We start from the raw sequence: 13,699 nt of genomic DNA on the forward strand, positions 1-13,699 counted from the left end.
GGTGTGCGAGCGAACATGCGCCAATCGCATGGTAGGTGTGGCGGCTAAAAAGGACACCGTTTCATCCAATTTTTGCCGTAATCGAACAGCACCTTAAGGCTAATCGTACCTCACCACGGTTACACCCACTTGTTACTACTCACAGCGAGACGCTGCCCCGGACGAGGCAGCGTCTTTTGCTGTGTGAAAACGCATTGTTTTGCGGTGGGAGTGCGGGCGATGAATGGTGTGGCCAAAGCCAATCTGACGCGCGTTGCCGGATTACCCGGTCGAATCAATCGAGGTCAGGGGCGCACGCATCGCCGCCACATGTGCAGCTTTGCGGATTGATTGGACGTCGCGTGACAGCACACCCTTGATATCACCGGCGTTCATCCAGATCAGATATTCTTCATTCGTGATCTGCTTGTCTGGTCCGATCCATGCGCCGGGTTCACAATGTGTGTAGCCATAACGCAGGTGCGCGCCTTTAGCGGCAAGATGCCTTGGGACAAAGGCGAAAACATAGTCGGGAGACCAAGCTTGCTGAAGTATCTCGAAGAGAAGGCGCGACAAAAGGCTGGTCGCACCATGGCTGCGTGGCCCTCCAAGGCCGTGTGACGGCAACCAGAAATCACCGCAATAGCCCACCGAACCCGTCACCGTCTTCAGTGCCTCGGGGCCTTGGAAGAATGTCAGATCAGGATCAGGCGTCGTGTCGGGGACGATGTATTTATGACGGTGCATGTCCAGATGCTTGCCCAGCGAAATGCCCGAAAGATCAAGCAGGCGCACAGCTTGCGTATGCACCAGCTGGTCAAGTTCGTTAAACCCACAGATCCAGAAACCATTCGTTGCATCAATAAAAGAGCAGGCTGTGTCGAAAAGTGGCGACATATCACCCCTGTCCACGCACGTGCTGCGATAGTAGCGATAAAGTGCGAAATCGTCCCCGACCTCGATACGCATTCCGGCGTCTTCAAGATCCCGTAAGATAACCGACACGTTCTGAACCGTGCCAAAAATGCTCCGCGCCGACATATCCTGCCTCTCGATTTATCGTTGCGCTTTTCGCAACACAGTGCCTTTAGGCTTAATACTGTGTAAACTTTTTTGGTGCGACGTCACAATGTCGCGTGTGACGCTTTCCGTGGTTGTGGCAATTGAGTCACTGCGGTCGACTGGTCAGGAAGCGCATCCATGATGAAATCCGCAGGCATTTTGGGGCGGTCGGCGTCTGACATCGCGTCAATTTCCACTTGTTCGGTAATGACAGCAAGAATGATCAAGCCCGGGGTTCCATCGGGAAAGACGCCACCAAGAAGCAGTCTTTGGAAGGTACCCGGTTCTGGTTCCCCGCCATCCCTTGGCAGGTGGGCAAGAATATGATCAAGGCGCACACCGCCTTCATCATAAATGCGGGAATAGGCACCGGCGGTAAATTCATCATATTCAGAGCCGGCATCATCTTCGGTGATCAGTTTGCCGATCGCACTTTGCGAAACTGTGGTTCCAAACCAGCGCGCATAGGCGGATTCCTTGCCGATGTGGACAAAAACCCAGCCCGCCGGTCCCTTGCGGTAAAGAACCGTATAGGGCTTAATCTCTTTCATTGCTGCGTGTTCGATTTGCGTTTCCGCATTTCCCCACGCGGCAAAGGCCTTTTTGAGCAATGGCAGACCGTTCATTGCAATTTGAGAGACGGGGTGTTGTTGAGAATAATAGACCCTTCCTTGGGAATCCGTGAACTGAAGCTTCTCAAGCCCGCCCGAAGTGTTCTTCTTTAGAGAAGACTGCCCAGCCCAAGTGTCCAGTTGCAAGAGAAGGGCTTTGGCATCGTCGAGCGCATCAATTGCGAAAGATGTCAGCTGATACTGCCGATCGACCACCTCGAAGAGCTTCTGCTCCAGTATCACCTCAAGATCGGTGATATGTCGTCGGACAGTCTGGCGTGTCGTGCCAAGTTCATCACTTGCTTTAGACAGATTCAAGTGTCTGCTTAAGCAAATGAATGCACGGAGCATGTCGACTGTGACGCCAGTGTTGTTCTTCGACTGGTACAAGGGGCCTCCGGATGTTCTTCTAAATGTATACGAAACAAATCAATAGTTACTCTAGATTGAGACACTGTATGAATGCCAACGGTGTACAAATGAGGACCAAAATATAGCTTTTTCGAGGAGAGCATCTTATTTCACGAACTGGCGCTCATCTTGGGTATATCCCGTTGGGGGGAAATGGCGGGCGCCCTTATAAACCATAGCGGGTATGCTTCTCAGCTTGCTCTGGAATGCGACGCGATGGCGATCAAAATCCCCAGTGTCGCCATCCTTTGGCCATTTTGGTTTGAGAAATCGGGGCAGCTAAAGGAGCTGTCATGCACTTCGCCAACTGGATTGATTATACGACTACACTTTCGAGCCCACCGCCCGGATCGGTCAATGTGCTGATCGGGAAGAAGGTCGAGGGCCCAGGTGGTAAATGGGTCCCTTGTGCGACCAAGGTGCCCGATGGTGCCTATTATTCGGGGTTGTTTCAGGTCGGGCCGGGCCAACGGCAGGTTTGTGCCGCAAGCGTGTCATTTCACTGCCCGAACGAGGCGCTCTCACGTGCGATTGACCTGGCGTCTTCTGCCGCCGCCTAGGCCCGTTTCCAAAATTCTCGCTGGTTCTCATGCTCGCTGAAGGGCCAATGCCTTTCGGCCATAGGACAAAAAAATAGAACAGCGCCCTGAAAGAGCACTGTTCTAAAAAATCAGAGAAGCGGCTATCGCCAAATCAACCGGACACAAGATACGCACTACTGAAGCTTGATGTTTGGCGGTGCCAGTGGCCTCACACACCAACAGGCACCGTCAAATCAAACATATGCACGAAGGCACAAACAGACACTCGTTAAACACATCGGTTGGATGCGACTACTCACTACACCCACTCACTACCCACCGAACACAAACTACACGTGTTCGATACAAGCTTTTACTAATTTCTACAACTTTTGCACAATTCTCTAAATTTCTAACATCATAGGTATGAATTTCATACATCGATGGGTGATAAATCATACATCGACGGGATATGCACTGGCGTGATCGCACTTTGGCTGCGGCCACCAATGCCGGCATGTTCAACACCTTTGCATTCTCAGGGCACACCAATTTATCCAGCGTCGCGGTCAGTATCGCGGTGCCGGGCAGATTGTCTTATCGCTTTGGTGCCGCCTTGGCCCGCGTGGTGCGCTTTGCCGCGATCTCCTGTGGCGGCGTATTTGCTTCCCGTTCAAGCCGTGCGTTCCGCAGACGGGTCAGTTTGGCAAGCCGCTGTTCTGCTTCATCATCCACCATTTTGCGCACAACGCGTGTCGTCTTGTCCATGGTGGTTTCCGGTCTGGTGGCCTGTTCTTTGAACACGGAAGTTTTCGTAAGTTTCGCCATTGGGTTTCTCCTTAATGGGTCATCCACCTCTGTCCGGGCGGGATCATTGCGTGCGTATCTCAGGGCGTTCGGAATGACCGTCTACATCGCGAAGGCTATGGGCTCGAATGCGATGACATCGGTAACAGTCCCAACATCAGATCCCCAAAAGGGCGTGACAGCTAAAGTGTTTTGACGGGGAAATTTTGGTTCACTCGGGCGGGCGACGCGCCTGAACCGCAGAGAACCGAACATCTCGTTGGAACAAGGTAGTCACTTGGCGTCAGGATTACAACGCTTGTGTCTTTTGCGTGATCTCAAGGACTTCTGCCTCGCCTGTGGTATGATGGCTTTCATCGCGATCCTGCGATGGGAATTAGGAGCAGAGAACATGGGCATTGAGAGCATTCTTGTGATCATCATCATCGGCGCAATTGCGGGTTGGTTGGCCGGGCAGCTTATCCGGGGGTTCGGCTTTGGTTTGCTGGGGAACATCGTCGTAGGCGTTCTGGGCGCATTTGTTGCAGGGCTGATTTTTCCTGTGATCGGCCTTGGTTTCGGTGGCGGCCTTATCGGAAGCATCATCCACGCGACACTGGGCGCAGTTATTCTTTTGTTCCTCATCCGGCTGGTAAAACGCGTCTGAGTGGTGGCTTTTCGTGGCGGCGACATCGCCACCCTGCTTTTGCGGCATTGCGACTTTGATAGATATCAATCCGGCGCAAAATGACGGTGTTAATTTCACTCTGCAGCGGCCTTTCAAGCGGTCGAAAACAGGTCTTTGTTACGCACCGCAACAGAGGATGTTTCTTGCTGTCATCAAAGGCGAATGAAGCGTGAAAAGGAAATCACATGACGAAATTCAATCTGTTCAGTTGCGCTGGTGTCGGCGCTATAATCCTACTGAGCGCATGCGCACCGAAACCGGAACCCGTGGCAATGGTGATCTATGCCGAACCGACATTCGACAAACTTGGCAATCCGTCTTGTCGTCCCGGAAATGTGCCGATTGGTGGTCTCTATACGGCAGACCTGCCTTTGTGTGACGTGATCAACAGCGGGCAAGCTGTGGTTGCCGCTCCGCGCGTTGTGGACATTGGTGATGGTGCTGATGGCGATGGTGGAACGGTCATTGTCGATCCGGTTGACCCCGTCGATCCCGATGACGGCAATCAGAACCAAAATCAGAACCAGAACCAGAACGAAAATCAAAATCAGAACGAAAACCAGAACCAGTCTGGCGGTTGAACACGATTGCGTCCTGTCGTCCGGTGCTGAGGGCGTTCGCTTGCGATCGTTCTGTGCAATAGGCGCCGCGTGAATTGACCTATGTCATAACCTGAGGTTTTTGCCGCGTCACAGTCTTTCCAAAGCATATGGAGGACGACGTGATGGCCGAAGGAAAACCCCTTGTTGTGAATTTCGCGCAACTGCGGCGCGGCGATGTAGATACCGTCGGTGGTAAGAACGCCTCTTTGGGTGAGATGATCCAGACCCTCGGTGCCAAGGGTATCCTTGTGCCGCCGGGGTTTGCGACCACGGCGGAAGCGTTTCGGGCCTATCTGACGGCCAATGATCTGGATGCGCGGATCGCGGTGGCGCTGGACGCGCTGGCCAGCGGCAAAGCCACGCTGCATCAGACAGGCCAAAAGGTCCGGGATATGATCCTGCATGGCGCGTGGCCCGATGAAACCGCAACGCAGATCATTGCCGCCTATCGCGCGCTATCCGACACCGCCGGCGAACCCGATATCCCCGTTGCTGTACGTTCCAGCGCTACGGCCGAGGATCTGCCGGATGCGAGTTTCGCAGGCCAGCAGGAAACCTTCCTGAATGTGACCGGCGCTACAGCTCTGCTTGAGGCGTGTCGTAAATGCTATGCGTCGCTCTTTACGGATCGTGCGATTTCCTATCGCCAGATACAGGGCTTTTCGCACACGCAGGTGGCGCTCTCAGTGGGCGTGCAGCAGATGGTGCGCGCCGACACCGGCGGATCCGGCGTGATGTTTTCGATTGATACGGAATCAGGGTTTCCTGACGCTGTGCTGATCAATGCCGCCTGGGGCCTTGGCGAGAACGTCGTGCAAGGTGCCGTCGATCCCGATGAATACGAGGTGTACAAACCGTTTCTGGACGATGAAAGCAAAGTGCCAATTCTGGAAAAAACCCTTGGTGCCAAAGAGATCAAGATGATCCATGACCGTGACGGCACCCCCCGCAACGTACCCACCTCAAAGGCGGAACGTGCCCAGTTCGTGCTGAGTGATCCCGAGATTCTGACCCTCGCGCGGCAGGCAAAGATCATCGAGGAGCACTACGGCTGCCCGATGGATATGGAGTGGGCGCGCGATGGCAAGACCGGCACGCTTTACATCGTGCAGGCGCGGCCAGAAACGGTGCAATCACGGGCTGATGTCGGATCGCTGAAATCCTATACGGTGGCGGATGCGGGTGAAACGCTTGTTACCGGGCTGAGTGTCGGGAATGCGGCCGTGCATGGCCGGGTTTGCATGATCGAAAGTGCGGCCGATATCGCGCATTTCGTGGAGGGCTCTGTGTTGGTCACGTCGACCACGGATCCGGATTGGGTGCCGATCATGAAACACGCCGCTGCGATCGTGACGGACCATGGCGGGCGCACCTCGCATGCGGCGATTGTCAGCCGCGAACTGGGGCTACCTGCCGTTGTGGGGTGTGGTAACGCCACGCATCTATTGCACGACGGGCAGGATGTGACCGTGTCTTGTGCAGGGGGTGAGGAGGGCGTTGTGACGGCGGGTTTGTCCGAAATTACGGTGACCGAGGAAACGCTGGGCGCGCTGCCTGACGTCAAAACCAAAGTGATGCTGAACCTCGCCAATCCCGCAGCGGCCTTGCGCTGGTGGCGATTGCCTGTCGATGGGGTGGGGCTCGCGCGGATGGAGTTTGTCATCAACAGCGCGGTCAAGGTGCATCCGATGGCCCTGCTAGAGTTCGATGCGGTCAAGGATCCACAGGCCCGCGAGAAGATTGATGCGCTGACCAAAGGATACGACAGCAAGCCTGCGTATTTCGTTGATCAACTTTCACGTGGATTGTCGCGGATTGCCGCGTTTTGCTATCCCAAGCCGGTGATCGTGCGGATGAGCGATTTCAAGACCAACGAATACGCTGATCTTCTGGGCGGGCGGGATTTCGAACCGCATGAAGAGAACCCGATGATCGGGTTCCGTGGCGCGTCACGCTATTACTCGGACCATTACCGGAGCGGTTTTGCGCTGGAATGTCAGGCGATTGCGCGGCTGCGCGGGCAGATGGGTTTTGACAATGTGATCGTGATGATCCCCTTCTGCCGCACCCCGCAAGAGGCTGATCACGTGCTGGCTGTGATGAAGGAAAATGGTCTTGAACGGGGCAAGGACGGCTTGCAGGTTTATGTCATGTGCGAAATTCCCGCCAATGTGGTGCGCGCGGCGGAATTTGCCGAACGCTTTGACGGTTTTTCGATCGGGTCGAACGACCTGACCCAACTGACGCTGGGGATTGACCGCGATTCAGACGCGCTGGCCGATCTGTTCCGGGAGGATGATCCGGCAGTGCTGTGGATGATTGAAACCGTGATCCGTGAGGCGCATAAAGCAGGCAAGAAAGTGGGTTTCTGCGGACAGGCCCCCAGTAACGATCCGGCCTATGCACAGCTTCTGGTCAGCTTCGGGATCGACAGTATTTCGGTGACGCCGGACAGCTTTGTACAGGTCTTGCGCAATGTGGCCGAGGCCGAGAAGGGCTAGAGCGCCTCAATCCGGCATTGGTCATAACAGGCCTGTGCCTGGGCCAGGTCGCAAAGCGCTGTGGCCTCGGTGCTGACTGTGGCGCTTGCTGCTGCAACGCCCCATTTCAGCGCCGCGTCTGCCGTGCTGCCGCGTGCGAGCGCCAGTGTCATCGCCCCCACAAAGGCATCGCCCGCGCCGATTTTGCTGCGCACCGCGACTTGTGGCGCATGACAAACAAGGCGCTGATCACGGGAGACAAGAACCGAGCCTTCGGCGCCACGCCCTGTGACAATGATTTCGGCCACATCACGCGCAACCAGATCAGCGGCGAAGGCTACACTGTCGTTCAGCGTGTCCATCGGATGGTTGGCGGCTTCGGATGCTTCCTGCTGGTCGATGCGCAGCAGATGGAGAGGCGTTGTGGGATCTTTAATGAGCCTGTCCAAGGCCCGGCCTGAAGTATCAACCACCACGCGGGCGTGTTTTTCCGCAGCGATTGCGATGATCCGGCTTTGCATATCCTCTGGCAGACCGGGCGCGACACTGCCGCTGATAACAACATAGCTGTTTGGGGTGGTGTGGGCTGCGATCTCGGTAAGCAGGCGGTCGGCATCCTTTACGGTCAGGTGCTCTCCTGGAACGCCAAAGCGATATTGCGCGCCTGTTGCATCATCGGTGACAGCAAAGCTCTGCCGCGTTTCGCCGCTGACCACGATAGGCAGGGCAGGGACCCCTTCGGCGGCCAAGAGGGTTACAAGCCGCTGCCCCATCGGACCACCGACGGCAACAAGCGCTTGGGCCGCGCCACCCAGTTTCTGCACAGCGCGGGCCACATTGACGCCCCCGCCACCCGGATCATACTGCGGTGCTGCACAACGCAGTTTGGGCCCCGCAATCACCGCCGGCACATGGGTTGCCACATCCACCGCCGGGTTCAGCGTGATTGTCAGAATGTCGGCCTGCGGGCGCACGCTAGGCCTTTTGCGCCATGGCCAACCGCATCACAGCGGCCAGAATAGCCTGCGCAAGAACCGGTGATCGCCCGATACCGATGGCAGCATCGCTGTCGCGGCTGTCATTTTCGCGCAAGGTGCAGTGCCAGTGGCCGTCGCGGGCATTCGTTCGTCCACGGATATGGATCGACCAGTTCGGGTAGGCCTCGTCTGCAATCAGCATTGCCGCATCGGTCTTGCACAGGTTTTCAGCGCTGGGCAGGGTTGTCTGTGGCACCAGGAATGCCAAGGCATGAAGAACCCCGTCAAAACCGGCGATGCTTATGTCGCGCGTGCTTTCCAGTTCCTTGATCAGGATATCGAGTTCTGGATCTTTCATGACTTGTCCTCCTTGGTGGGTCGGCCCGTTGCCTATCTCTAGCAACGCTTGCAGCAACCGCACTTGATCTTGGTCAATTGTGTGCAGGCAATAGGGTCGACAGTGGGCATTGAAATGTCCGATCTTTCCCCGTGTTTTGATCTTGCGCAATACGGGATGGACAGCCATGACTTGGTAACCAAAGGATTGCGCCAAATTGATGAAGACCCATAACCCTTCAAAGCTGCTGTCGCTTTGGCTTCTTATCTTTCTGCAGGCAGGAATTTCCGCGTCCAGTCTCGTGGTCGAGATTGTCGCGGGGCGCATGATTGCGCCTTACGTCGGGATGAGCCTTTACACGTGGACAGCCATCATCGCCGTCGTGCTGGCGGGGTTTTCTGTAGGCCATTGGTGGGGTGGCCGGATTGCCGCGCGTGACACCGCGCATGCATTGCGTATGGCGGGGTGGATCATGTTGGCTGCGGCCTGCACCACCGCAGGGGCAACATTGCTGCTGCGCGCCTTTGCAGGACCCGTGATTGCGACATTCGTGCATCCCATGGCGGCGATCACCGCGTTGAGTGCCTTGGCATTTTTTCTTCCGTCGCTTTTTGCAGGTGTCCCGGCACCCATCCTGACGGTTGCCGCGATGCGCGGGCGCGCGCAGGCCGAACAGGCCTTGGGGGCCATGTTCGCCTCGGGTGCAGTTGGTGCAATTGCGGGGACACTTCTTGCGGGCTTCTTGTTTGTCCCGTGGATCGGATCGGTGATGACCCTTGGTGTGATCACTGTGGTCTATGTGGTTGCGGCGCTGATCTGTTTCAGGCTTGGCAGTCTTTTGCCACGCGGGCAGGTAGCCGCCCTTGGCGGGATCGTGATTGCCCTTGCAACCGGATATGGCGCGCTGACCTTGCCTGCTGTCTGCGACCGTGAAAGCAGCTATTACTGCATCCGGACTGTTGCTTTGTCGGACAACCCCGACGATCCGGTGAACCTGATGGTCGTGGATCACCTGGCGCATGGTATCAGTGGCAGGGCAGAGCCGCAGGTGATGTTCACGGAACATGCGGCCATGCTGGATGCTTTGCCGCGGATGCGGATGGGCCGGACGGATTTCTCATCGTTTCATATCGGTGGTGGCACCTATTCTGTCCCGCGCGCTTGGGCCTCGCGGGGGATCGGGGACATTACCATCGCTGAAGTCGATCCCGAGGTGACAGCAATCGCGGTCGCGGATTTCTGGTTTGATCCGTCAACGGCCACCATCTTGCATGGTGACGCACGCGTTGCGCTTAACAGAACCTCCCAACAGTTCGACGTCATTGTCGGTGATGCGTTCACCGATATTGCAGCACCCGAGCATCTGGTCACACAGGAGTTTTTCGCGCTGGTCGCAAGCCGTCTCGCACCGGGTGGTGTCTTTGCGATGAACATGATCGACAATGTGGACCGGATGAACGCGCTTGCCGCCGTCCACGCGACGTTGCGCAGTGTCTTTCCAAGCGTCGAGATCTGGACCGAAGCCGTCGCCCCGGAGCCGGGTCAGCGCCGTGTGTTTATCTTGCTGGCCAGTGCGCAAGACAGCGCCTTTGCCACCGTGGATGCGCTGGCCCCTGACCTCAGGCGCTTTCAGGTGCTGGATAGCGCCTTCGTCGACAATATTCTGGGGCAGCGGAACCCGAAAATCCTGACGGACGACCATGCGCCACTTGCTTTTCTGATGGGCTTTGACCCCGCCGTGGACTGAGTGCCTGCGAAAACTGCGGGACGTGCCCAAGTCCGCTTTGTACCAAGAACGCGAACAAGCGATTGCGGGTGTTGCATCGCCCTACACGGTTACCTAACAGAGGGGCAGGCCCGATAAAGGTTCCATGACATGCTGATCACATTTTTGGCCATTGCGCCGGTTTTTGCCCTGATCCTGATGGGCTATGGCCTGCGGCGTGGCGGTATCCCCTCGACAGAGTTCTGGAATCTGAATGACCGGCTGGTTTACTGGGTTTTGATGCCTGCGCTGTTCTTTGTAAAAATCTCGGCGGCTGATCTGAGCGGTGGTTTGGGTGACTATGCGGTTCTGCTTTATGCTGGCTTCTTTTCCGCGATCTTTTGTGGATGGCTGTTCGGGCGCAGGTTCGCGCCGCCCCAAGCCAGTTCCCTTCTGCAGGGCAGCGCGCGGTTCAATACCTTTATCGGTCTGGCCATCGCCGAGGCGCTTTTTGGCACGCCGGGTTTGCAGATTGCCGTGCTGGGATCTGCGCTCTTGGTGCCTGTCGTCAACGTCACGGTCGTGACCATCATGGCGCGGCAACTGGGTGGCGGCGGCAAGTCGATTGTCCTTGGGCTGGTGAAAAACCCGCTGATCCTGAGTATTGTCGCAGGGGCGCTCTTCAACTTTGCCGGTCTGAATGAGGTGCCTGTCCTGCACGAGATTGCCCGTATTCTGGGTGACGCCGCGTTGCCGATCATGCTGCTGTGTGTCGGGGCCAATCTGAAACTGCGCGGATTGAGCGGGTCTGTCGTGATCATCGGGCTGTCGATGGCTGGCAAGTTGCTGATCAACCCCTTGGCCGTCATTCTTGCGGCTTGGGTGCTTGCGCCTGATCCCCTGGCCTTTCAGGTCGCCCTGATTTTCGCAGCCCTGCCTGTCGGCGTGGCCAGCTACACGCTGGCGCGCGAAATGCGCGGTGATGCGTCCTTGATGGCGGCCATGATTACCACGCAGACCTTGTTGAGTTTCCTGACCTTGCCGGTGACGCTGATGATCGGGCAGGCTGTGATGTCGCTCAATTAAGCCGCAAGAACCGGTCACAGGCTGCGTGATGAAATGACGTGATCCTTTCTTTGCGGGAACATTCAGTGGCATATACGCTCTGACTATGAATACCGCAGCACCCACGCCCCTTTCGACTGTGTCACGCCAGTTCATCCAGGATTGGCTGCTGGCCTTGCGGTCGCTCTGTACGGATGCGCAGATGCAGTCTTTGATGCAGCGTGCGGGGTTGGTTGCCGATGATACGCTGCCCTATGGCCGTGTGACGCTTGACCAGATTGTCCGGCTTTACCAGCTTGCCGCGGTTGAGACAGGTGATGAGATGATGGGGTTCTGGAGCAGGCCGATCCGGCCCAGAGCATTGCAACATCTGCTGACGTCGGTCCGTGAGGCCACCAGCATTCCGTCGGCGCTCTACCGGTTTGCGACGTTCTGGAACCTGCTGCTGGATGATTATCAATGGGATCTGACTGAACGGGATGACACGTTGCTGCTCAGGCTGAACCCGCAACAGCCGGTGCCGCCGCAACCTTTTGGTCATATGCTGATCCTCAAGCTTGCCCATGGTCTTTTGTCCTGGCTTGCGGGGCATGAGGTGCCCGTCAAGCGTGTTGATTTCGCCTTTGTGCGGCCTGACTACGATCAGGATTACGCCATTATCTTTCCGGCCCCGCTGCGGTTTGCACAACCCGCCACATCCATCGCTTTCGATCTGCATTTGCTGGGGGCGGTGCAACCACGCACCACTTCCGATCTGGACCGCTTTCTTCAAAACGCCCCGCGCGACTGGATTTTCACCAGTTCGCGGGAACATACGCAATCGCTGCGTGTCCGCAGCTATCTGAGCCAGACAGACTGGGCCAATGCCACCCTGAGCGATGCGGCGCGCGCGATGCATATGACTCCGCGTACGTTGATGCGCAGGCTGGACGCGGATGGGACCTCTTTCCAGTCCATCAAGGACGCCTTGCGCCGCGATATCGCGATCCGTGATTTGCAGGCGGGCCGCAAAAGCATTCAGGCAATCGCGCAGGATGTCGGTTTTTCATCGGCAGCAAATTTCCATCGGGCCTTTCTGCGGTGGACAGGCAGCACGCCGAGTTCCTATCGCCGCACGCAAGTCTGATAGGCAGGTATTTTGTCAGTTTCTGACAATCACATGTCACCTCATGAGATAGAGGTTTGCCGTAGCGCGCGATATAAACCTTTACAGATAAGTATTCTGAAGTAACGCAGCGCATGCGGGCAGTGATTTGCCAAGCCTTGCGATATGGCGATTTCAGATAGCCCTGACCCTGAAGGACGCTCCCATGACTGACAAACTCGCCACCATTCTGCAAGCTGCCAAAGACCACGCCGAGCAGGTGATCCTGCCCAATGTGGATGCATGGAACGCCGCAAGGAAATGGCCCCGCGATGCATCGGACAAGGCAGGCGCTGCGGGCCTGACGGGGCTCTATGCGCCCGAAGAGTTTGGCGGGCAGGGGTTGCCGCTTTCCGAGGGTATTCAGGTTTATGAACAACTGGGGCTTGGTGACGGCGCCTATGCCTTTGCGCTTTCCATGCACAATATCTGTACCTTTGCAGGCTGCGGCTATGGCACGGACGCCTTCAAGCAGAAATGGGCGCGGGACCTGACGTCAGGGCGCAAGCTGGCGAATTTTGCACTGACCGAACCGCAGTCCGGCTCGGACCCCATGCAGATGTACACCCGTGCGATCATCAACGATGACGGGACATGGACAATCAGCGGGTCCAAGGCCTGGGTCAGCCTTGCGACAGAGGCCGACATCTATTTCACGGTCGTCAAAACAAGTGATGCGCCCGGCCACAAGGATATGGCGATGATCGCCATCCCTGCGGATGCGCAAGGCCTGAGTTTCGGGCCGATCTATGACACGCCGTCCTACAATTTCCTGCCCATGTCCGAGATGTATTTGGACAAGGTTGTGGTGAGCGCGGACAATATCATCCTGCCTATCGGGCAGGGGTTGCAAGGCTCGCTCATGGCGATTGATATCGCGCGCGTTTCTATCGCTTCGGGGTGCTGCGGGTTGATGCAAGCGGCGCTTGATACGGCGTTGTCCTATTCCAAGAACCGCAAGATGTTTGGCGGCAGGAACCTTGATCTCGACGGCATCCAGTGGATGCTGGGCGAGGTCGCAACGGACCTTGAAGTCTCGCGCCTGCTTTATCGCAAAGCCGCAGAAGCGCTGGGCACGCCCGAGGGCTCCTTGATGGCGGCCCATGCAAAGAGGTTCGTGCCGGATGCTGCCCTGAAAGCGGCAAATACCTGCACGCAGGTCCTGGGTGGCATGGGATTGCTGGCGCCTTACGGCCTTGACCGTCTATCGCGTCTTGCCCAGATGCTGCGGATCGTGGATGGCACGACCGAGATCAGCCGCGTCGTGATCGGGCGCGCCTTGCAAAAACGCGCGGCGACCTTGCCCGATTTGCCCGTGCCGCAGGGGTTTG

13 protein-coding genes are annotated in these 13,699 nt (G+C 56.9%); 8 read left to right on the forward strand and 5 right to left on the reverse strand.

From position 1 onward, the window contains the following. Positions 1–261: 261 nt before the first annotated feature. On the reverse strand, positions 262–1,020 hold the full coding sequence (locus VGP75_RS16380; RefSeq protein WP_327544681.1) for a hypothetical protein: 759 nt from the start codon (positions 1,018–1,020) through the stop codon (positions 262–264). An 83-nt stretch (positions 1,021–1,103) separates the two neighbouring features. Next, a complete protein-coding gene (locus VGP75_RS16385; RefSeq protein WP_327544694.1) occupies positions 1,104–2,003 on the reverse strand; it encodes a helix-turn-helix domain-containing protein in 900 nt (299 codons plus the stop codon). A 353-nt stretch (positions 2,004–2,356) separates the two neighbouring features. Here VGP75_RS16385 and VGP75_RS16390 point away from each other — a divergent pair, with 353 nt between their 5' ends. Next, a complete protein-coding gene (locus VGP75_RS16390) occupies positions 2,357–2,623 on the forward strand; it encodes a hypothetical protein (protein WP_327544682.1) in 267 nt (88 codons plus the stop codon). A 558-nt stretch (positions 2,624–3,181) separates the two neighbouring features. Here VGP75_RS16390 and VGP75_RS16395 read toward each other — a convergent pair. Then, positions 3,182–3,412 (reverse strand): hypothetical protein, encoded by a 231-nt coding sequence (locus tag VGP75_RS16395; RefSeq protein ID WP_327544683.1) that lies wholly within the window; start codon positions 3,410–3,412, stop codon positions 3,182–3,184. Between the two features lie 370 nt (positions 3,413–3,782). Here VGP75_RS16395 and VGP75_RS16400 point away from each other — a divergent pair, with 370 nt between their 5' ends. The 3 genes from VGP75_RS16400 to ppsA all read left to right on the forward strand — a co-directional run bounded on the left by VGP75_RS16400 (position 3,783) and on the right by ppsA (position 7,161). Continuing rightward, positions 3,783–4,037 (forward strand): GlsB/YeaQ/YmgE family stress response membrane protein, encoded by a 255-nt coding sequence (locus VGP75_RS16400; RefSeq protein WP_327544684.1) that lies wholly within the window; start codon positions 3,783–3,785, stop codon positions 4,035–4,037. A 206-nt stretch (positions 4,038–4,243) separates the two neighbouring features. Continuing rightward, positions 4,244–4,639, forward strand: a complete 396-nt coding sequence (locus tag VGP75_RS16405; RefSeq protein WP_327544685.1) for a hypothetical protein — start codon at positions 4,244–4,246, stop codon at positions 4,637–4,639. A 143-nt stretch (positions 4,640–4,782) separates the two neighbouring features. Continuing rightward, the gene (gene ppsA / locus VGP75_RS16410) at positions 4,783–7,161 is read left to right on the forward strand and encodes a phosphoenolpyruvate synthase (protein WP_327544686.1); all 2,379 of its coding nucleotides are present in this window, start codon (positions 4,783–4,785) and stop codon (positions 7,159–7,161) included. Here the strand turns inward: ppsA and VGP75_RS16415 are convergent. Together VGP75_RS16415 and VGP75_RS16420 are read right to left on the reverse strand one after the other, a co-directional pair. Continuing rightward, the gene (locus VGP75_RS16415) at positions 7,158–8,114 is read right to left on the reverse strand and encodes a 1-phosphofructokinase family hexose kinase (protein ID WP_327544687.1); all 957 of its coding nucleotides are present in this window, start codon (positions 8,112–8,114) and stop codon (positions 7,158–7,160) included. The genes ppsA and VGP75_RS16415 overlap by 4 nt on opposite strands. 1 nt (position 8,115) lies before the next feature. Beyond that, positions 8,116–8,475, reverse strand: a complete 360-nt coding sequence (locus VGP75_RS16420; RefSeq protein WP_327544688.1) for a hypothetical protein — start codon at positions 8,473–8,475, stop codon at positions 8,116–8,118. A gap of 199 nt (positions 8,476–8,674) precedes the next feature. On the opposite strand from VGP75_RS16420, the gene VGP75_RS16425 reads away from it, so the two are divergent. The 4 genes from VGP75_RS16425 to VGP75_RS16440 all read left to right on the forward strand — a co-directional run. Next, entirely contained in the window at positions 8,675–10,201 is a 1,527-nt protein-coding gene (locus VGP75_RS16425) for a fused MFS/spermidine synthase (RefSeq protein ID WP_327544689.1), read from the forward strand. Between the two features lie 129 nt (positions 10,202–10,330). Further along, entirely contained in the window at positions 10,331–11,245 is a 915-nt protein-coding gene (locus tag VGP75_RS16430) for an AEC family transporter (RefSeq protein ID WP_327544690.1), read from the forward strand. Between the two features lie 85 nt (positions 11,246–11,330). Further along, complete coding sequence (locus VGP75_RS16435) at positions 11,331–12,350, forward strand: helix-turn-helix transcriptional regulator (RefSeq protein ID WP_327544691.1); 1,020 nt, start codon at positions 11,331–11,333, stop codon at positions 12,348–12,350. 184 nt (positions 12,351–12,534) lie between these two features. After that, on the forward strand, positions 12,535–13,699 hold a 1,165-nt coding region (locus tag VGP75_RS16440; protein WP_327544692.1), incomplete at its 3' end, for an acyl-CoA dehydrogenase family protein.

The sequence above is a fragment of the Yoonia sp. genome (genome assembly GCF_036007805.1).
GTDB lineage: Bacteria > Pseudomonadota > Alphaproteobacteria > Rhodobacterales > Rhodobacteraceae > Yoonia.